Origin of the sequence: Halomonas sp. M1 (genome assembly GCF_029581375.1) — a bacterium.
Lineage (GTDB): Bacteria > Pseudomonadota > Gammaproteobacteria > Pseudomonadales > Halomonadaceae > Vreelandella.
In genome coordinates, this window is record NZ_CP121119.1 from 3,645,592 (window position 1) to 3,665,535 (window position 19,944).

15 protein-coding genes are annotated in these 19,944 nt (G+C 54.2%); 12 read left to right on the forward strand and 3 right to left on the reverse strand.

The window, feature by feature from the left end:
- Nucleotides 1-5: 5 nt before the first annotated feature.
- The 3 genes from dsbG to P8S54_RS16720 all read right to left on the reverse strand — a co-directional run bounded on the left by dsbG (nt 6) and on the right by P8S54_RS16720 (nt 3,578).
- Nucleotides 6-746, reverse strand: a complete 741-nt coding sequence (gene dsbG / locus P8S54_RS16710) for a thiol:disulfide interchange protein DsbG (protein ID WP_105208940.1) — start codon at nt 744-746, stop codon at nt 6-8.
- 99 nt (nt 747-845) lie between these two features.
- Nucleotides 846-1,661 (reverse strand): TlpA family protein disulfide reductase, encoded by an 816-nt coding sequence (locus P8S54_RS16715; protein WP_281442634.1) that lies wholly within the window; start codon nt 1,659-1,661, stop codon nt 846-848.
- Between the two features lie 153 nt (nt 1,662-1,814).
- The gene (locus P8S54_RS16720) at nt 1,815-3,578 is read right to left on the reverse strand and encodes a sugar phosphorylase (protein ID WP_281442635.1); all 1,764 of its coding nucleotides are present in this window, start codon (nt 3,576-3,578) and stop codon (nt 1,815-1,817) included.
- A 155-nt stretch (nt 3,579-3,733) separates the two neighbouring features.
- On the opposite strand from P8S54_RS16720, the gene nrdR reads away from it, so the two are divergent.
- From nrdR to ilvD, 12 genes are all read left to right on the forward strand, one after another.
- Nucleotides 3,734-4,234, forward strand: a complete 501-nt coding sequence (gene nrdR, locus P8S54_RS16725) for a transcriptional regulator NrdR (protein WP_281442636.1) — start codon at nt 3,734-3,736, stop codon at nt 4,232-4,234.
- Nucleotides 4,234-5,403 (forward strand): bifunctional diaminohydroxyphosphoribosylaminopyrimidine deaminase/5-amino-6-(5-phosphoribosylamino)uracil reductase RibD, encoded by a 1,170-nt coding sequence (ribD, locus tag P8S54_RS16730; RefSeq protein ID WP_281442637.1) that lies wholly within the window; start codon nt 4,234-4,236, stop codon nt 5,401-5,403. The genes nrdR and ribD overlap by 1 nt, the downstream gene beginning before the upstream one ends.
- A gap of 73 nt (nt 5,404-5,476) precedes the next feature.
- Nucleotides 5,477-6,643, forward strand: coding sequence for a bifunctional 3,4-dihydroxy-2-butanone-4-phosphate synthase/GTP cyclohydrolase II (gene ribBA / locus P8S54_RS16735; protein WP_281442638.1), 1,167 nt, complete (start codon nt 5,477-5,479; stop codon nt 6,641-6,643).
- Nucleotides 6,644-6,647: 4 nt separating this feature from the next.
- Nucleotides 6,648-7,136, forward strand: a complete 489-nt coding sequence (gene ribE, locus P8S54_RS16740) for a 6,7-dimethyl-8-ribityllumazine synthase (RefSeq protein ID WP_009098693.1) — start codon at nt 6,648-6,650, stop codon at nt 7,134-7,136.
- Nucleotides 7,133-7,636, forward strand: coding sequence for a transcription antitermination factor NusB (gene nusB / locus P8S54_RS16745; protein WP_263068120.1), 504 nt, complete (start codon nt 7,133-7,135; stop codon nt 7,634-7,636). Before ribE ends, nusB begins: the two co-directional genes overlap by 4 nt.
- 34 nt (nt 7,637-7,670) lie before the next feature.
- Complete coding sequence (gene thiL, locus P8S54_RS16750; RefSeq protein WP_281442639.1) at nt 7,671-8,648, forward strand: thiamine-phosphate kinase; 978 nt, start codon at nt 7,671-7,673, stop codon at nt 8,646-8,648.
- A complete protein-coding gene (locus P8S54_RS16755; RefSeq protein ID WP_281442640.1) occupies nt 8,645-9,118 on the forward strand; it encodes a phosphatidylglycerophosphatase A in 474 nt (157 codons plus the stop codon). Before thiL ends, P8S54_RS16755 begins: the two co-directional genes overlap by 4 nt.
- Before the next feature lie 131 nt (nt 9,119-9,249).
- Nucleotides 9,250-10,503, forward strand: coding sequence for a DUF945 family protein (locus P8S54_RS16760; protein ID WP_281442641.1), 1,254 nt, complete (start codon nt 9,250-9,252; stop codon nt 10,501-10,503).
- Between the two features lie 122 nt (nt 10,504-10,625).
- Entirely contained in the window at nt 10,626-13,103 is a 2,478-nt protein-coding gene (gene lon / locus P8S54_RS16765) for an endopeptidase La (RefSeq protein WP_281442642.1), read from the forward strand.
- Nucleotides 13,104-13,288: 185 nt separating this feature from the next.
- Nucleotides 13,289-15,448: a methyl-accepting chemotaxis protein gene (locus P8S54_RS16770; protein ID WP_281442643.1), complete on the forward strand. Its 2,160-nt coding sequence runs from the start codon at nt 13,289-13,291 to the stop codon at nt 15,446-15,448.
- A 298-nt stretch (nt 15,449-15,746) separates the two neighbouring features.
- On the forward strand, nt 15,747-17,900 hold the full coding sequence (locus tag P8S54_RS16775) for a methyl-accepting chemotaxis protein (protein WP_281442644.1): 2,154 nt from the start codon (nt 15,747-15,749) through the stop codon (nt 17,898-17,900).
- A 133-nt stretch (nt 17,901-18,033) separates the two neighbouring features.
- Entirely contained in the window at nt 18,034-19,878 is a 1,845-nt protein-coding gene (gene ilvD / locus P8S54_RS16780) for a dihydroxy-acid dehydratase (RefSeq protein WP_281444125.1), read from the forward strand.
- The last annotated feature ends 66 nt before the right edge of the window (nt 19,879-19,944 follow it).

Below are 19,944 nucleotides of genomic sequence, written 5' to 3' on the forward strand. Positions count from 1 at the left end.
ATCTGTTAGGGGGCTTCGCTGCCCATCATCTCAATCAGGCGTTCTTCGCTAGGCATTCCTTGAATGCGGTCAATACGAATGCTGCCGCTCTCTGTTTCGCGCTGAAAAGCGCTGGTAGGCGTGGCGTACAAGCCTAGCTCTTCAAACAGCTGATTATTGGCATAGACCTGCTCTTCAATATCTCGTGGCTGAGCGCTGGCGCTGACGCGCGTACCTTTACTGTGCGCATTAAGCGCGGCGCTGGGGTCGTCTGCGCCTAGCATTGTGGCCGCTAATGCAGGGCTGTTGGTGGCTAAAATGCCGACCATAATATGGCGCAGTTGGACTTTACCTGCCTCTACCCACGGGCGTGCTTGCTCCCAAAGCTGATGGCAGTACGGGCAGTTGGCATCTGTAAACGTGTAAATAATGCGTGGTGCTGCGGTGTCGCCATCCTGTATCCAGTGGCTCTCTTCCAGCAGTTGCCACGTTTCAGCTTCCAAAGGAACACGGACGTGCTCATCAAGCTGGGCTTCGGTGAGGTCGTTACCGTCGCTATCCATTAACGTACCGACAATCGCGTGCTCACCATCGGGTGTTAAGTAGATCGCCATGTCCTGGCCCTGTACGCTGGCGCCATAGCCTCGAATTCCGCCGGGTGCCTCGAACTGACCGTGAATCGTTAACCCCTGATTGCTCAACGCCTGAACCGGCGCGGGAAGGTCTTCGGCATAGCTTAGCGGGGCAGCGCCAAGGCCCGCTAACATCACAAAGCGGCCTAGGGAGGGAAGCCTTAAATGGGAAAGAGTAAAACGTTGCATAACCGTATCCTTAATTAATGTTCAGCATCGTGGCGCTGAAAAACGCTATCTTAAACGCTCTAACCCTTGTTCTAGGGTGGCGCGGGAAAGCTCACCGAAGTGGGTGTTCACCAGTTGGCCTTCGGCATTGTAGTAAAGCGTGGTGGGCATGGCATGGGCGCCAGTAGCTTGACCCAGAGCATTGGCTGGATCTTGCCAAACATTTTCCAACGAAAACGCATGTTGGTTCATAAATGACGCTATTTGCTGGGCGCTTTCCCCTTGGTTTACAAACACAAAGGTAATGTCCTGTTCAGCTTGTTGGGCTTGCTCAAACACGGGCATTTCACGGATGCAGGGAGGGCACCAACTTGCCCAGAGATTCACCACCATTGGCTGCTGCTCTTGCTGTGCAAAGTGGGGAAGACTGGTCGTGATGCCTTCCTGAGTGGTTAAAGCAATGTCAGGTAAAGGACGGGACTGCTGCTCAATCAGGGTCGACCCTCCAACAATTAGGCCCCAGGTGAGACCGCCCACCATTAACGCACCGCTAAGCGGGATGCGCTGGCGGGGGGAGCGCCACAGCGCCCAGCCCGCGTAGCCTAGCGCAGCAACGAGCCCTCCCAAAATATCAAAGCCACCGTCGCGAATGTCCAGGCGGGCTAGAAGACTGTCGTACTCTCCCCAATAGCGAATAACAAAAACGCCCCGTGCGGCAATAATCGCGACAAACAGCACGGTAAATAGCGTATCGCTCACTGCGACGCGGTGTCGCTGGCCGATGAGTGCCCCCGCCAGAAGCGCGAGCAAAAAGGCTAACCCAATGACGAGTTGATGAAGGCTAAACCCCATAGGGCCAATCGCAATGCTTTGCTGCAGCATAATTAACTACAATCCTTAGTAATGATCCGTGCCACAGTGTGTCACTGCGTGATTATTTGGCGATTATGTTTTTCTGCACTGAGACGTTATGCCGCAATGCAAGCTTGAAGATTTCTATCCAAGTGCTGGTTGTGTTTTATCAATTGGCCTTGGTCAGTTAATAGCCGCCAGCCAGCGTACCGCATAAGGGGATAAAGCGGCTTTTTCCTCTCCTTGGCTATTGGGATTCAAGTCTTGCCAATCATGTAGGCTGAGCGCCTGGTTAACCGCTTCACCCGCGCGCTCTAGTGGAAGCTGTGTGTCGGTAACGTTGAAGAGTGCTAGCAAACGACGGCCGTCGCTAAGCGGGCCACGCTCAACCGCTAATAAGTCAGGCGGGCTTGGCAGCACACGCTGAGCAGCATGCGGATGGAAGCAGGGCTCGCTGCGGCGCAGTTCCAGCAAGTGGTTAAGCGTATTGAAAACTTTATGGGTGGGTGTAGAGGGGTTTTCAAGCAGCAGTGCCAGCTCATCACGCTTCCAGCGCCGCCGATTAATTGAGCGAAGACGCCCGCTGCGTTCCACGCCTTCTACGTCATTCAGCGTGCCGGTCAGCGTATGCAGGTAGAGCGCAGGAATGCCCTGTAGGCTCAGCATAATGGCTTGGCTACATATAAAACGGGCAATTTGCCATGGATCTGGCCCCCGCCGCGTGCCACGCATGGCTTCAAACCAGGTAATGTTAATTTCATAGGGGGTATCGCTGCCGTCGGGGTTGCTGCGCATGCTGACGAAGCCGCCAAAGCGGTGCATTAGTTCCAATAGGGCATCTCGCTCATGGTCACGCAGCAGACCTTCCAGCGGGCGTACGCCAATACCATCATGGCTGGCAGTAAAGTTTAAGTAGGTGCACTGCTTGGGCAGCACTGGCAGGTTGGCGAGCCAGTGTTGGAGAGTGGATGCTTCACCTCGGGTTAATGTGTGCAACAGCAGTGGCGGCAGGGCGAACTGATACACCATATGGGCTTCGTCGGGTGCCCCCTCGGGCAAACGCTCTAAGCCAAAATAGCTGATATTTTCTGCATGAGGCACGTTGGTTTCGGTAATCAGCAGGGTGCCGGGGGCTATTTCGTCCACAATGGCTCGCAACAAGCGCACTACCGTATGGGTTTCCGGTAGGTGAATGCAGGACGTGCCCAGACGCTTCCATAAAAATGCCACTGCATCTAAGCGAATAATGCGCACGCCTTGCTGAAGATAAAAAAGCAGGATACCGACAAACTCGAGTAATACATCGGGATTCTCAAAATTTAAGTCGATTTGATCTTCCGAGAAAGTTGCCCACAGGTGGCGGGTTCCCCGCCGCGTAGAAACGGGCACTAAAAGCGGGCTGCTGCGTGGACGTGTCACTTGGGTAACATCGGTTTCCGGGTCTACTTCAATAAAGTAGTCCCGCCCGGGTAGGCTGCCGGCTAAGTAGTCCACAAACCAGAGCGATTCCCGTGAAACATGGTTAAGCACCAAATCTGCCATCAGGTCATAGTGGCTGGCCAGCTCGCGAATATGTGTCCAGTCGCCCAGCGTCGGCTCTACTTCCCGGTAATGGATCACTGAGAAGCCGTCATCGCTGCTCCAGGGGAAAAAGGGCAATACGTGCACCCCGCTAATCCGCTCGCCCAGGTAGCGTTGGAGAAATTCACTCAGCACCGCAAGGGGAGGGGCGTCTTCAGCGACAATTGTGTCGCCGTAACTGATCACCCACTGGTCTTTCTCGCTCCATGTTGGTGCGTCGGGGGCGGCTGTTGCTGTCTGCAGCGCCGCTGGTAGCCTAGGTCGAAAATGCGCAAGATGCTGCTCTAAGCGCCGCTGAACCTCGCCTGCCCGCGGGCCGTAAAGGTGCGTTAAATAGTGATGTACCGTCTGCTCGAAAGGGGTCATGCGGGCGCTCTCCTAAACAACGTGCGACAAACGCTGCAGCTTGTGTGCCAAATCGTTACAATGCTAGGTTAACGCCGCGTTGAATAAATATGCTTTTTTGTGCTGTTAGCTGCACGTACTGATAATCTGCACGTACTGATAATAGGTTGACTGCCATGCATTGCCCTTTTTGTGGTGCTAATGATACTCGAGTGTCCGATTCTCGGCTGGTAGCAGAGGGTGACCAGGTGCGTCGGCGTCGCCAGTGTGCCAGCTGCCATGAGCGCTTTACGACGTATGAAACCGCCGAGCTCATCATGCCCCGAGTGGTGAAGTCTGACGGATCTCGGGAGAGTTTTAACGAAGCCAAATTACGGGCAGGAATGCTGCGCGCGCTGGAGAAACGTCCCGTAAGTGCCGAAGCGATTGAGGCGGCGGTTGAGCGTATTCGTCAATCGCTGCGCGCCAAAGGGGACCGAGAAGTTAACGCCCGAGAGATTGGCGAGGCTGTTATGCAGGCGTTAAGCAATTTAGACCAAGTTGCCTATATTCGTTTTGCCTCGGTGTACCGTAAATTTCAGGATTTAGACGAATTTCGCGCTGAAATAGACCGGCTTTCCCAGGAGCCTGATCAAGAGCGATCGGTGGCCACTCACCCTAATGGCGGTAAGCAGTAATGGGCGCTGAGCCACGCCACGCTGCGTTCTCTTTACAAGATCATAAGTACATGGCGCGGGCGCTTCAGCTCGCCAAGCAAGGGCTTTATACCACCGACCCAAACCCCCGCGTGGGCTGCGTTATCGTCCGCTATGATGAAAGCGATGAGGGGCGAGTGGTCGGCGAAGGCTTTCACATCAGCGCCGGCGGCCCTCACGCTGAAATACACGCACTAAACGCAGCGGCTGGCTTAGCCCGCGGGGCAACCGCATACGTTACGCTGGAACCTTGCTCCCATACCGGCCGCACTGGGCCATGCGCGGTGGCGTTGGCAGAGGCCAAGGTCTCCCGTGTGGTTGTCGCGATGGTCGACCCCAATCCACAGGTAAGTGGGCAAGGTATTAAGCGGCTACAAGCCGATGGGGTGACCGTTGATGTAGGCCTTTTGGAAGCGGATGCACGGGCGCTAAACCCTGGTTTTATTTCCCGTATGCAGCATAAGCGGCCTTTTGTGCGGCTTAAAATGGCGATGAGCCTTGATGGGCGTACGGCGATGGGGTCAGGTGAGTCCCAATGGATTACCGGCCCCGAAGCGCGTAGTCAGGTACAGCGGTTGCGGGCGCGTTCCAGCGCTATTTTAAGTGGCGTTGAGTCGTTGATTATGGACGATTCACGGCTAACCTTGCGGGCCGACCAGCTGGCGCTGGCGAATGCCGATGAGGTGGTTAAACGCCAACCGCTGCGCGTTATTTTAGACTCCCGGCTCCGCTTGCCGCTGGCCGCCGCTTGTTTGCGCGAGCCAGGACGCACGCTGTTGATTACCACCGAGCAGCACAGTGAAGCGAAACGCCAAAAGTTAGAAGCGGCGGGCGCGGAAATAGTGGTGTTTCCTGCCGACCAAGGGGGGCGCATTGCCCTGGCTGACATGCTGCACTGGCTAGCCGATAATGAGCAGGTTAATGAGCTGCTGGTGGAAACAGGCGCAACGCTGGCTGGCGCGCTGTTAGATGCCAATTTAGTTAACGAACTGCAGTTATTTGTCGCCCCCACGCTGCTCGGTGGTGAAGCCAGGCCGCTGTTTGCCCTGCCGGGGTTAACCCGCATGGCAGACCAAAAGCGGCTGACGATTAAAGAGATACGCGCGGTTGGGCGTGACTGGCACATTATTGCCGAACCTGATACTGACTAGCGCAAGAATGCATAGCAAGGTACCCTGACGCGCGAAATCGCATGCAATGCGACCACTTTATTTTGGAGATTCCATGGCGCACTTCTCTTCTGAGGGGCTATCCCCTATCGCTGAGCTGGTGGAAGACATTCGCCAGGGCAAAATGGTGATTCTCATGGATGATGAGGATCGCGAAAACGAAGGTGATATCATCATGGCGGCCGAAAAAGTCCAGGCCGAGCATATCAACTTCATGGCGCGTTATGCGTGTGGCCTTATCTGCATGCCCATGACCCGCGAGCGTTGCGAGCAGCTTAATCTGCCGCTCATGGTGCGGGACAATGGTTCCGGTTTCGGGACTAAATTTACGCTCTCTATCGAGGCAACAGAAGGCGTCACAACGGGCATCTCTGCGGCAGATCGTGCTCGCACCGTGCAAGCGGCTGCAGCCCCCCACGCCAAGCCGACCGATATCGTACAGCCAGGACATATTTTTCCGCTGATGGCCGAACCGGGTGGGGTTTTACGTCGTGCTGGTCATACTGAAGCGGCCTGTGATCTTGCGGCTTTGGCAGGCTGTGACCCCAGTGGGGTTATCTGCGAAATCATGAATGATGATGGCAGTATGGCGCGTCGCCCCGAGTTAGAAGTGTTTGCCAAGAAGCACGGTATTAAAATCGGCACGATTGCTGATTTAATTCACTACCGTATCGTCAATGAGCAAACCATTGACCTGATCGAAACCTCAAGCGTTAATACTGCCCATGGCAAGCTGGCGCTGCATGTATTCCGCGACCGTATACAAGGCGCGCACCACTTAGCACTGGTGAAAGGGCAGCCCACCCCAGAGCAAGCTACCACGGTTCGCGTGCATTTGGCCGATACGCTGCGGGATGTGCTCGGCTTACTGAAGGGCGAGCAGTGCCGCTGGGACGCTCAGCGTGCGATTAGCGAAATTGCCCAGGCACCCGCTGGGGTGTTCGTTCTGATCGATGATGGACGCCCGCATCAGGATTTTAAAAATCAGCTGGATATTTTCCTCGACCGCGTGCGTCAACCGCGCACCAGCGATTCAGACGGTTCCGGCAACTACTTAACGATTGGTACCGGCTCGCAAATTCTGCGCCATTTGGGCGTGGGTAAAATGCGGCTACTTAGCTCCCCGTGGAAGTTCTCGGCCCTCTCCGGGTTTGATCTCGAAGTCGTCGAGCGCCTGGGGCCTAATGACACGGCGTATGAGCCAACTTCTCAGCAGGAATAAATTGATGCAATCCCTTTCGCAAGTTGAAGGCACTTTTGTAGATGTTGATGGCCGCTATGTCATCGTCGTTGGGCGGTTTAACCACCATGTGGTGGATAGCTTGGTGGAGGGTGCGGTCGATAGCCTGACCCGCCACGGTGTTGATGCTGAAAACATCCACATTGTTCACGTGCCCGGCGCCTGGGAACTGCCGCTGGCGGTAAAGCGCGTGCTTAAAGTCATGCAGCCTGATGCGGTGATTGCCTTGGGCGCGGTGATTCGTGGTGGAACGCCCCACTTTGAATACGTAGCGGGTGGCTGCAACACAGCCATGAACCATCTCCAGCTTGAGTTTGATACACCGGTGGCAAATGGTGTGTTGACGGTTGAGTCTATTGAGCAGGCCATCGAGCGTGCGGGTACCAAAGCCGGTAATAAAGGTACTGAAGCAGCCATGGCAGCGATGGAAATGGTCTCGCTGCTGCGTGCGCTGCCGTTAGGAGACAACCAATGAGCGAACGTCGTGAGCGTAAGCCCTCTGCTGCGCAGCAAGGGCGCCACGCCGCACGTGAGTTGGCGGTTCAAGGGCTTTACCAGTGGCAAATGACCGGTAAATCCATCACCACTATTGAAGCTGAGTTCCGTAGCCAAGTGGCTGATGACGATCTGGAAGATCACGAAAACTGGGTCAAGGTAATGGAAATTGCCGACAAAGCGCTTTTCCATGAGCTGTTGCACAATACGGTGCGTTTTAAGGCAGAACTCGATCGTGAAATATCCCCGTTGCTGGATCGCCGTTTAGAGGATCTGGACTCGGTGGAGCTAGCGATTCTACGCTTGGGTGCTTACGAGCTTTCCCGCCGAATGGAAGTGCCGTACCGTGTAGTGATCAACGAAGGCGTTGAGCTGGCTAAATCATTTGGCGCCACCGACGGCCATAAGTACGTGAATGGCATTCTCGATAAGCTGGCAAACCGCTTACGTAGTGCCGAAGTCAGCGCTCGCCGTTTATAAGCGAGCGGCCTGATCAAGCGTTTAAGGGGCCTTTGTGCTTGCCGAATTTGAATTGATTCGACGCTATTTTATGTCGCCGCAGGAGGCGCAAGCGACTGACGGCGTTGCTCTTGGAAATGGCGACGATGCCACGCTATTGGTGCCCAAGGCAGGGCAGCAACTGGCGGTCAGCGTCGATACGTCCGTTATCGATGTCCACTTTCCCAGCGATGCCCCCGCCTATGCGGTAGGGCACCGCGCTCTTGCCGTTGCGTTAAGCGATTTGGCCGCGATGGGGGCGACTTCGCGCTGGTGCTTAATGGCGCTAACCCTCGATCAGCGGGTATTTGCAGAGCATGCCGCCGCTGAACAGTGGCTAGCGGACTATGCAAAAGGATTTCATAACCTTTGTCATCAGCATGCTACAACGCTGGTGGGGGGCGATGTTACCTCTGGGGCGCTGACCATCGGCGTTACCGTGATGGGTGAAGTGCCCGCAGGTGAAGCGATGACCCGCGCCGGTGCTAAGCCGGGTGATGTGATTGCGGTAACCGGTGCGCTAGGCGGTGGGGCGGGTGGACTAGCACTCTGGAAGAAGGGGGAGCGTGATGTATCGCACCCACTGCTTAAACGCTATTTGCTGCCTGAGCCCCGGCTTGAGGCGGGTGTTGCGTTGCGTGGCATCGCCACTGCGGCAATGGATATCTCCGATGGGCTGCTGGCAGATCTCGCCCACCTGCGTATTGCCTCACAGGTGGGGGCGGTACTTGATTTAGAGGCGATTCCGTTAGCGGAAGGGTTGGTAGAGCAGCGTGGGCTTGATGCTGCTCGTCAAACGGCTCTTTCAGGCGGCGACGACTATGAACTGCTGGTAACGCTTGCCCCTGATGACGTAACGCGTGCCCAGGCATGCCTTGCCAGTATAGGCCTGCCGCTTACCGTGATAGGGCGCTGCTGTGAAACGCCGGGGGTGAGCGGAATTGATGCCACCGACTATGCAGGCTGGCAGCACTTTAGTGGGGGTGAGGTATGAACCGTGCGCCCGCCAGTGTTTGGCGAAGGCCAACCCACTTTTTTGCTTTCGGCCTGGGGAGTGGCGCCGCACCTTGGGCGCCCGGTACCTTTGGTACTCTAGCGGCAATTCCTTTTTATTGGATGATGGCCGACTTACCCCTGGTATGGTATCTAAGCCTGGTGATGGCCGCCTTTGTTGTAGGCGTTTGGCTCTGTGAGAAAACGTCGCAAGACTTAGGGGTACATGACCACTCGGGTATTGTGTGGGATGAGTTTGTTGGTTACTGGATTACCATGGCGGCGGTGCCTTTTTCCTGGGAAGCCGCACTATGGGGCTTTATCGTCTTTCGCATTTTTGATGTCTTTAAGCCTTGGCCTATCCGCTGGGCAGACCGACGAGTGGCGGGCGGTTTCGGCATTATGATTGATGACGTAATGGCAGGGATTTACGCCTGGAGTACCATGCACCTCTGGTTTTGGCTGCACTAGGTTTGGCTGCAAGAGGTTGGGTTGTACTAGGTTTACATGTACTTTTTGGGCTGATGGTTTTAACTGTGCTGGCCTGAACAGATAGGTAACGTTGGCTCTGCTCGCCATTTCGGGCTGTTAAAGGAGAGGGCATGCGCAAGGAACGTCTGATCGCTCCCGTTCTCGCCGTCATCGCCGTTGCATGGATGGTGGCGCAACTGCTGTCGAGCGTGCTGTTTGAGCGCAGCCTTCGCCAAGCGCTTGAAGACCTGGAGGCACGGGGGGAGTGGCGGGTGAGCCGTACGGAAAGCCGCCAAGGATGGTTAACATCACAGGGAAGTTTGCTGCTTTCGCCGCTGCTTGGGCGTCCTTGGCGACTAGAGCTAAGTTACCGTGCGCGCCACGGAATTTTAAGTACCGATGTGGAAGGCACAATACTGCCGCGCTTAGACAGCGTTCTGCAAAAAGCGGTGGGTGAAGTATCAGCGCCTTCAGTGCCTCGCTGGCAGGGCCGTTATCATACGCTCAGCGGTTATAGCGAGCTGCGGTTAGCACTGGCCCCGTTTGTTATTCAACAAAATGGCCGCGAGCTAGACGTGCGCGGTGCGCGCATACGTCTTGAAGGCGTATTTGGTGATTGGCATACCCGCGTGCTGCTGGATCAATTAACCTTAACGGATGGGCTGGCCCAACTAACCCTTGGCCCCAGCGTATTGGAAAGTCGCTATACCTACATTGAAGATGCCTACCATTTTGCCCAGCGCGACCATCTGCATATCGAAAACCTAGCGCTGCGTTATCCTGCTTATGATGTCCAGGTAGCGCCTCTGGATGTGCACAGCTATATGGTGCTTGATGAGAGTGAGCTGCGCCTTAAAGGCGAGCTTATTGTGGGTGAAGTGCGCGTGCCCAGTGAAGCCCCCGAAACACCCCTGTTTAGCGGCAGAGTGGAAGCAGAGCTCTCTCGCCTGAACGCGGATGCCGTGCGGCAAACCATTCGGCGTTTACGCCAAGAGGCTGCCTGGGGAGATACCAGCTTGCCGATGGCAGAAGGATTACTGGCCCGTTTGGAGCCAGATTTGCTGCAAGTATTAAGCGATTCGCCTCGCTTGGATGTGCCGGCTGTCACCATTGACAGCCCGTTACTGGGGCTGAGCGTTGAGGCGGATGGTGCACTGTTTTTTGATGCTCGCCACCTTAACGAGCTAAGTGTTGCGGCCCTAGAAAAGCCTGAAGAGCGAGCACGTTGGCTTGAGCGTATCGACGGCGATTTTATTTGGCATGATGCCCCTACCGTAGCTGCGCTATGGCTAGGGCTGCCGCTGGGTACCCGAGAGCTGCAGTTTGACGTGGTGCGCGGCGTGTGGCGGGTAAATGGTCGGCCAATGCCCGCTTTATGGCCGTAACTGTATTGCTTTAAGCCATCGTAAAGGGTTGAAGTTTTGGCTTTGTGCCCGCATTCCATGGGTTATACCAAGCAGCGACAGTTGCTAATGACTGTTGCTGGTTACTGTGGATTGGAGGGCGCATGAGCGACCAAGATTACGACCGCGATCACGAAGATCTTGATTGGCTAACCGATGGCGAGCCACAAGAGTCCCACCAAGAGCCCTCTGGAAGTGAAACGTTCTCTGAAAATAAAGAGCACCGTTCCGACGGCGAACGGGTAAATTCGCTGGTGCCTGCCAGCGAAATGTTGCCAGAGCGTATTTACCTGCTACCGATTCACAATCGTCCTTTCTTTCCTGCCCAAGTCCAGCCGTTGGTTATTAACCGTGAGCGCTGGGAAGAGACCATGCGTCGAGTGGGCAACACACCGCACCACACGATTGGGGTAGCGTTTGTCGGTGAGCAGGGCGTGCATTCGCTTGACCATGAAAGCTTCCCTGCGATTGGCACCGCCGTCAAAGTACATAAGCTCAAGAGTGAAGATCAGCAGATCCAGTTTATCGCCCAAGGGCTACAGCGTTTTAAAATTACCCGTTGGCTCTCTAAGGAACCGCCTTATTTAGTGGAGGTGACCTATCCTAAAGAGCCGGTTGACGCGGAGAATGAAGAGACCCGTGCTTATGCCATGGCGATTATCAACGGCATTAAAGAGCTGCTGCCGATTAACCCGCTCTATGGCGAAGAGTTAAAACACTATCTCAACCGCTTTAGCCCTCATCAACCGGGGCCATTGACCGATTTTGCCGCTGCCATTACCTCCGCTAAAGGCCCAGAGCTTCAGGATGTGCTGGCCACCCTGTCGGTGGAAGAGCGTATGCAGAAAGTGTTGCCGCTGCTGCGTAAAGAGATTGATGTGGCGCTGTTGCAGGGCGAGATCAGCGAGCAGGTGAATGCTCAGATGCAGGAGCGCCAGCGAGAGTTCTTCCTGCGTGAGCAGCTGAAGGTCATTCAGCGTGAGCTAGGCATTTCAAAAGACGACCGCGAAAACGATGTTGATACCTTCAAGCAGCGCCTGGAGTCGCTGGTCGTGCCTGAACGCGTCCAGAGCCGCATTGACGACGAGCTAAATAAGCTCAGCGTGCTGGAGACCGGCTCTCCAGAGTACGGCACGACACGTAACTATTTGGACTGGCTAACGTCACTACCTTGGGGTGTCACCAGCCAGGATAAGCTAGACCTTGCTACAGCCCGTGAGGTGCTAGACCGCGACCACGATGGTTTGAAAGACGTGAAAGAGCGAATTATCGAATTCCTCGCGGAAGGTACTTTTAAAGGCGATGTAGGTGGCTCTATTGTGCTGTTGGTTGGCCCGCCAGGGGTGGGTAAAACCTCAATAGGACGCTCGATTGCTGAAGCGCTGGGCCGTGAGTTTTATCGTTTTTCAGTGGGAGGTATGCGCGATGAAGCTGAAATTAAGGGCCACCGACGCACCTATGTAGGTGCCATGCCCGGCAAGCTGGTGCAGGCCTTTAAAGAAGTCGAAGTTGAAAACCCAGTGATTATGCTGGATGAGATCGACAAGCTCGGCCAATCGTTTCAGGGTGACCCTGCCTCTGCGTTGCTTGAAGTGCTAGACCCTGAGCAAAACGTCGACTTTCTTGATCACTATCTGGACGTGCGAATGGATCTTTCTAAGGTTCTGTTCGTGTGTACGGCCAACACCTTGGACTCTATCCCAGCCCCGTTGTTGGACCGGATGGAGCAGATACGCTTGTCAGGCTATATCGCTGAAGAGAAGCTGCAGATTGCTAAACACCACCTTTGGCCTAAGCTGCTTAAGCGCGACAATTTGCCGAAAAAGCGCATTAACTTAACCGACGCTGCGCTTAAACAGGTGATTGACGGCTACGCCCGGGAAGCGGGTGTTCGTCAGTTAGAAAAACAGCTACACCGTATTGTGCGTAAGGCGGCCGTTAAGCTGTTAGAAGAGAAGCTGGAGACGGTAAAAATTTCGGTTAAAAACCTGGAAGAATTTTTAGGTGCGCCGCTGTTCCGTAAAGAAAAAGTGCTTAAAGGTGAAGGGGTGGTCACCGGGCTTGCCTGGACCTCTATGGGAGGCGCCACATTGCCGATTGAAGCCGGTAAAGTGCACGCCCTAGACCGCGGGTTTAAACTCACCGGTAAGCTGGGCGATGTAATGAAAGAGTCCGCTAATATTGCTTACAGCTACACCCTGGGCCATTTGGCTGAGTATGGCGCGGATGCGGACTTTTTTGACTCCGCATTTGTGCACCTTCACGTACCTGAAGGCGCCACACCCAAAGACGGCCCCTCTGCCGGGGTAACGATGACGACTGCGCTGCTTTCGCTGGCCAAGCACCAAGCTATCGAACGGCCCTTAGCAATGACCGGAGAGCTGACACTAACTGGGCAGGTGCTACCCGTAGGGGGGATCCGTGAAAAAATCATTGCCGCACGGCGTAGCGATATTTTCGAGGTGATTTTGCCCGACGCTAACCGCCGGGACTATGAAGAGTTACCCGACTATTTAAAAGAGGGCATGACGGTGCATTTTGCTAACCGCTATCGCGACGTCGCCAATGTAGTGTTTAGCTAGCCCTGCGTGACCTTGTAATTTGTGTGTTTAATTAAAGCGTCGCTCTACAAAGAGCGGCGCTTTTTTATATCTTTTTACTGGTTAAGTTGAGTGATTAAACAGGATAATAGCTATAAATAGAAAAGAGCTCCAGATTAGCGATATAGCTATCAGCAGTCTCTAAATAACTACCCTGGGAACCCTAAATGCGCAATAACCAACCCATCACCCAACGTGAATATGCGCTGGATGACGAAACTGTTTTAATTTCTCGCTCAGATTTAAAAGGCAACGTGACCTACGCCAATGCTGCTTTTGTGAAAGTAAGCGGCTATACGCGGGATGAATTGATGGGCGCTCCCCACAGCCTAATTCGCCACCCTGATATGCCAGAAGCCGCTTATGCGGATTTTTGGAAAACCATACAGGCTGGTGGTACTTGGCAGGGGACTGTCAAAAATCGTCGCCAAGACGGCGATCATTACTGGGTAAATGCCACCGTCGCACCGCTGAGGGATGGGGATCGCATTGTTGGCTATACCTCTTTGCGGCGGAAGGCGTCGCCCAAGCGCGTTGCATTGGCTGAGAAGGTGTACACAGAAATTCGAGAAAAGGGTAAGTCTCGTCGCTATGTGCTTTCCGAAGGCCAGTTAAAACGCCGGGGTCTCAGCGGTTTCTTTGCGCGCTTTCAGTTAACTAGCCTAAAAGCCAAGCTGACGGGAATGGTAATCGCCTCGCTGGTGCTGCTCGCTTTGGCCGGAGGGTTGGGAGTTTATGGCTTGATTCAATCAGGTGAGCGCCTAGAAACGCTTAACCGCTCGGGGCTTGAGTCTGTTGCCAATCTGCAGCGCATTGAACGCCATATAGGGCAGGCAGTGGATGTCCTTGAACCTGCTGTGCGTAATCCGAGACGTGTTGACTTACAGGCGGTTAACGACTCAATTAGTGAGAATACCCGTGTTATTGACACGCTGTGGAGTGAATACCGTACCCAAAATGCATCAGAGGGAGAGCGTATACAAGCCTTTGATGCTGCTTTAGTCACCTGGAGCAGCGGTATCGAAAGTGCGCTCACCGCCATTATGGAGGCCAATGGATTCGCGGCATTTGAAGCGTTAAATGATAGCGTGCAACCCGCCACCGACGTGCTTCGTGAGACAAGCAGCCAGCTTGTGGATCAAGAGCGAGATAATGCGGAAGTTATGGTGGCGGAAGCGCAGCACGGGCGTCAGCAAATGCTGATTGCTCAGCTGGTGCTGATGGCGGTAGGGCTATTGGTGATGGTGGGGCTTAGTTTTGTCATTCTCAAATCGGTATTTCGCAGTTTAGCAGGCGCGCGGCACATGACGTTTCAAATTGCGGCGGGCAACCTTGCCGCGCGGGAGCGTCGTCAAACAAATGATGAGTTAGGCGAACTGCTCTATTCCCTGGATACCATGCGCTTCAGCTTAGCGAGCATTGTCGGCGATGTAGAAAACCGTGTTTCAGTGGTGACGCCAGCGGTTCAGCAAATTGCCGCTGAAAACGAAGAGCTTGCCTCGCGCACGGAACAGCAGGCGTCATCGCTTCAGCAAACCGCTTCAAGCATGGAGGAGATGACCTCAACGGTGCAGCAAAACACCGAAAATGCCCGTCAGGCTACCGAGCTTGCTGCGCAGAATGCTGTTAGTACCCGCGATACCCAAGCGCAAATGGAGCAGCTGGTTGAACGTATGCAGCGCATCGCACAGCGTGCCGAAAAAATGACCGAAATGATCGGAGTGATCGACGGTATTGCCTTCCAAACTAATATTTTGGCACTGAATGCGTCTGTTGAAGCGGCCCGTGCGGGTGAGCATGGCCGGGGGTTTGCGGTCGTTGCCAGCGAAGTACGTACGCTTGCTAGCCGCAGTGCGGACGCTTCACAAGAAATTCGTAAGATGATTGATAGCACCACTCAAGAGGTAAGTGGTGGCCGCAGCGCCGTTGAGCAGGCGGAAAAAGCGATCGAAAACGTTATGCAGCAGGTGAGTCGCGTAAGTGAGTTGATGGAGTCGATTAGCACCGCTTCTAGTGAACAGAGCAGCGGTATTGGTCAGATTAATACAGCAATTGCCGAAATGGACAACGTCACTCAGCAAAATGCGACGAAAGTACAGAGCATTGCCGCCTCCGCAGATAACTTGGCGATAGAAGCCTTCGAGTTGGCAAACGTTGTTGACGCGTTCCGGTTAGAAGGTGCCCAGGAAGAAAGCATTCAAGCCGCACGTGAAAAGCTTAACCAAGTTAACCAAGCGCTGCGTAAAGCATCGCTCAACTTGCCTGCCGCCAAATCCTCGTCTGCGCCCGCCCGCTCTCAAAGCACGCAGAACTGGGACGAGTTTTAATTAATGAATGTGCCGCTCAACGTCCGTAGAAGAAGCCTAAAGGAGTAACTTAGCGCTGGTACTTTTTGTTTAGAAGACCGACCACGTTCATGCCACCTTCGGGTGGCATGTTTTATGCAGGGTATTAGGCCGAAGGTGTGTAAAAGTGGCTGTGGGCTTTTGAAAAAGCTGTTTGTACAGGGTTTTTATGCAGGGTACGAACGAAACTCACATCGTTTTTACACCCAGTAGTGTGATAACGGGAAGCATCGCTAAGCGATGTATCGGCACCTGTCATAAAAAAGAGTAGGGGATTTAAATGAGCATAATGGCCCAGGCGACCTTTGAGCTTGCCGATGAAGACGTATTGATTTCCCGCTCTGACCGACAAGGTAAGATCACTTACATTAACCAAGCATTCGTTGATATTAGTGGCTACGCGTTAAGTGATGTTATGGGAGAACCCCATAGCCTGTTTCGTGCTCCGGATATACCTGCCCACGTTTTTGAAAATATGTGGCAAACCATTGAGCTAGGTAAAACGTGGCAGGGAGTGCTAAAAAATCGCTGTAAAAATGGTGATACCTATTGGGTGCACACTACGGTGGCACCCTTGTTAGATGGCGAGAGTGTGGTGGGTTACACCGCTATTCGCCGTAAAGCATCTGAGAAAGCCATTGAACGAGCAGCCCATATTTACGATGCAATGGGAAAGGGCAAAATGCGCAGTTTTAAGCTCCATTATGGTGCATTGCGCCGTAAAGGGGTTCTTGGCTGGGCGCAACGGTTTAGTTTTCGCAGTATGCAGGCAAAGCTAATAGGCATGGTGGTAACTTCTATAGCGCTGCTGCTTGTAGCAGGCGCTGCTGGGGTTTATGGGTTGACCAGCTCGTCAGAAAGACTACGCACGCTAAACCAAACAGGGCTTGAGGGCATCGCTGTCTTGCAGCAGCTTGAGCAGCGAACGGGGCAACTGCTGCAAACCTTGGAGCCTGCCGTTCGCAACCCGCGGCGTGTCGATTCAGCGTTGCTTGAAGAACAGGTCACTAGGCTAAGCGAAGAAATGAACCAAACGTGGCAAGCGTTTTCCCAGCAACGCAGCCAATCCAGCGGTTTTCAGGAAGGGCTTGCCGCGCATCTTGCCACTTTTTTAGAAGGTGCAGACGCTGCTTACATCGCTATTCGCGATGGCAATGGTTTCGCTGCTTTTGAGGCCTTCAATAATATTGTTCAACCGACTTCTGAAAGTATTAGCGCCACTATAAACATATTAGTGGAGCAAGAGCGCCTGGCTGCCCAAAACATGATGGAAAGTGCTGAGCGTCAGCAGCAGTTATTGCTGTGGGGACAATTAGGCGTGCTAATCATCGGTATTTTATTAATGGTGGGGTTGAGTAGTGCCGTGTTGAAATCGCTGATTAACTCCCTTAACCAAGCCCGTCGCGTTACGTTTCAGATTGCAGCCGGAAATCTTGCTAATCGTGTGACGCTCAAAAGGGATGATGAGCTAGGTGAGCTGCTCGCTTCTCTTGAAACCATGCGGGCCAGCCTTTCGGGGTTAATCAGCGAAGTGGGCAATAAAGTGGATATCGTGACGCCAGCTTCTGAGCATATCAAGCAGCAAAATGAAGACCTTGCCTCGCGCACTGAGCAGCAGGCGTCTTCCTTACAGCAAACCGCGTCCAGCATGGACCAAATGACCGCGACCGTTCAGCAAAATTCTGAAAATGCGCGTCAAGCTAACCAGCTCGCCATGCAAAATGCGGCGACTAGTCGAGAAACAGGCGAGCGTATGCAGGCGCTGGTCGAACGAATGGAACGTATTGCTGAAAGCGCTGGGAAGATGAACGACATCATTACTGTGATTGATGGTATTGCGTTTCAAACCAACATTCTGGCGCTGAATGCATCGGTAGAAGCTGCACGGGCCGGTGAGCAGGGCCGAGGATTTGCGGTGGTTGCCAACGAGGTTCGCAGCCTGGCTGGGCGGAGCGCCGCAGCCGCAGGAGAGATTCGCCGTTTAATTGATACGTCTTCACAAGAGATTGCTGGCGGCGCTGAAGCCGTAAAAGACGCTGAACGATCCATTGAGCAGGTGGTTAGCCAAGTGATGCGGGTTAGCGACATAATGGAAGAAATTAGTATTGCCTCTGACGAGCAAAGTAGCGGCATTGCGCAAATTAATACGGCGGTTTCTGAAATGGACCACGTTACCCAGCAAAATGCCAGTAAGGTGCAGTCAATTTCCAGTGCTGCGCAGCGCTTAACCTATGAGGCACTGTCGCTTGCTAATGTAATAGCTGCGTTTCGTCTAGAAGGGGCAGAAGAGGAGAGTAGTGAGGCCGCGCGGGCGCGTTTGCAGTCCCAACTGTTAGGCCAACCGCTGCTCGCCTCGCTAGAACAAGACGTCAAGCAGCCCGTGTCAAAACGCTCAGCATCTTCATCAAACGAGCAGGCTTGGGAAGCCTTTTAAAGGCCGATAATGGGTGTTGGTTGCCCTCACCATCTAGTCTCTACGGTTCGCTCATGCCACAATTCAAAGCCGCTGGATTCATTTGCCTGCTGCCACGAATGTGGCAGGCCACGATAAAGATGTAGAGGACACCATGCCCGAGTATCGCTCCCGTACTACCACTGCTGGCCGTAATATGGCCGGTGCCCGTGCCCTTTGGCGTGCCACGGGTATGAAGGATGACGATTTCCATAAGCCCATTATTGCAGTGGCTAACTCGTTTACTCAGTTTGTACCGGGCCATGTTCACTTAAAAGACATGGGGCAGTTAGTTGCCCGTGAGATAGAAAAAGCGGGTGGTGTTGCCAAAGAGTTCAACACCATTGCGGTGGATGACGGCATTGCCATGGGCCACGATGGCATGCTCTATTCGCTGCCAAGCCGAGATATTATTGCCGACAGCGTTGAGTACATGTGCAACGCACACTGTGCTGATGCCTTGGTGTGTATTTCCAACTGCGACAAAATCACCCCCGGAATGCTGATGGCAGCGATGCGCCTGAACATTCCGGTCATTTTTGTTTCCGGTGGCCCCATGGAGGCGGGTAAAACAAAGCTGTTAGATCACGGCCTTGACCTGGTTGATGCGATGGTAATGGCGGCCGATGACAGCGTGGATGATGAAACCCTCGCCGAAGTAGAGCGCAGCGCATGCCCCACGTGTGGCAGTTGCTCCGGTATGTTTACTGCTAACTCCATGAACTGCTTAATGGAGGCGCTGGGCTTAGCGCTGCCCGGCAATGGCACGGTGCTGGCCACTCACTCAGACCGCCGTCGACTGTTTGAAAATGCCGGACACCGGATTGTCGAACTCGCTAAACGTTTCTACGAAGGTGAAGAAGCCCACCTGCTGCCCCGTGCCATAGGTAACAAAGCCGCCTTTAAAAATGCCATGACGCTGGATATCGCCATGGGTGGCTCCACGAACACTATTCTGCATCTTCTGGCCGCCGCCCAAGAAGCAGAGGTGGACTTCTCCATGGCGGATATCGACCGTCTTTCTCGCGAAGTGCCGCAGTTGTGTAAAGTGGCGCCCAATACCCAGAAGTATCATATTGAAGATGTTCACCGCGCCGGGGGCATCATGGCGATTCTGGGCGAGCTCGACCGTGCGGGGGTATTGGATACCTCGGTTCCTACCGTTTACGGCGACAGTCTGAAAGCAGCATTGGATGAGTGGGATATCATGCGCTCACCAAGCGCAGAGGTCGTGGAGTTCTTCAAAGCAGGCCCCGGAGGTGTGCCCACACAAACCGCCTTTTCGCAAAGCACCCGCTGGCCAAGCCTGGACGGTGACCGTGCCACTGGCTGTATCCGTGACCTTGAGCATGCGTTTTCTAAAGAGGGCGGCTTGGCTGTGCTCTACGGCAACATCGCGCTCAATGGCTGCGTGGTAAAAACCGCTGGCGTTGATGACTCGATTCTGGTGTTCGAGGGCAAAGCCCATGTGGTTGAGTCTCAAGACCAAGCGGTCGCGAATGTGTTGGATGGCAAGGTCAAAGAGGGCGATGTCGTGGTGATCCGCTACGAAGGCCCCAAAGGCGGCCCGGGCATGCAAGAGATGCTCTATCCGACCTCTTACCTTAAATCAAAAGGGCTGGGGAAAGCCTGTGCACTGCTCACTGATGGCCGCTTCTCTGGCGGAACCTCTGGGCTCTCCATTGGTCACGTTTCTCCCGAAGCCGCCGCGGGTGGCGCTATTGGCTTGGTGGAGCAAGGCGATACCATTTTGATCGATATCCCCAACCGATCGATTAACGTCAAACTGACTGAGGCCGAACTTACCAAGCGTCGTGAAGCTATGGAAGCCAAAGGTAAAGACGCCTGGAAGCCTGTGGAGCAGCGCCCGCGTAAAGTAACCCCTGCGCTTAAAGCCTATGCACTATTGGCTACCTCTGCGGATAAAGGTGCCGTGCGCGATCTCTCTAAACTTGACTAACTCGTGTGTAACTCAGCCCGCTGATGCGGGCTGTTTTTTTGCTCTACGTGAACCGTCCAATTGACT

Coding starts and splice junctions, on each gene's coding strand:
- ribD (WP_281442637.1), top strand. CDS start 4,234: ATGGGCGCTGAGCCACGCCACGCTGCGTTCTCTTTACAAGATCATAAG.
- dsbG (WP_105208940.1), bottom strand. CDS start 746: ATGTTAGCGGGCCTTGGCGCTGCCCCGCTAAGCTATGCCGAAGACCTT.
- nrdR (WP_281442636.1), top strand. CDS start 3,734: ATGCATTGCCCTTTTTGTGGTGCTAATGATACTCGAGTGTCCGATTCT.
- ilvD (WP_281444125.1), top strand. CDS start 18,034: ATGCCCGAGTATCGCTCCCGTACTACCACTGCTGGCCGTAATATGGCC.
- P8S54_RS16770 (WP_281442643.1), top strand. CDS start 13,289: ATGCGCAATAACCAACCCATCACCCAACGTGAATATGCGCTGGATGAC.
- ribE (WP_009098693.1), top strand. CDS start 6,648: ATGCAATCCCTTTCGCAAGTTGAAGGCACTTTTGTAGATGTTGATGGC.
- lon (WP_281442642.1), top strand. CDS start 10,626: ATGAGCGACCAAGATTACGACCGCGATCACGAAGATCTTGATTGGCTA.
- P8S54_RS16755 (WP_281442640.1), top strand. CDS start 8,645: ATGAACCGTGCGCCCGCCAGTGTTTGGCGAAGGCCAACCCACTTTTTT.
- P8S54_RS16715 (WP_281442634.1), bottom strand. CDS start 1,661: ATGCTGCAGCAAAGCATTGCGATTGGCCCTATGGGGTTTAGCCTTCAT.
- nusB (WP_263068120.1), top strand. CDS start 7,133: ATGAGCGAACGTCGTGAGCGTAAGCCCTCTGCTGCGCAGCAAGGGCGC.
- ribBA (WP_281442638.1), top strand. CDS start 5,477: ATGGCGCACTTCTCTTCTGAGGGGCTATCCCCTATCGCTGAGCTGGTG.
- P8S54_RS16760 (WP_281442641.1), top strand. CDS start 9,250: ATGCGCAAGGAACGTCTGATCGCTCCCGTTCTCGCCGTCATCGCCGTT.
- P8S54_RS16720 (WP_281442635.1), bottom strand. CDS start 3,578: ATGACCCCTTTCGAGCAGACGGTACATCACTATTTAACGCACCTTTAC.
- P8S54_RS16775 (WP_281442644.1), top strand. CDS start 15,747: ATGAGCATAATGGCCCAGGCGACCTTTGAGCTTGCCGATGAAGACGTA.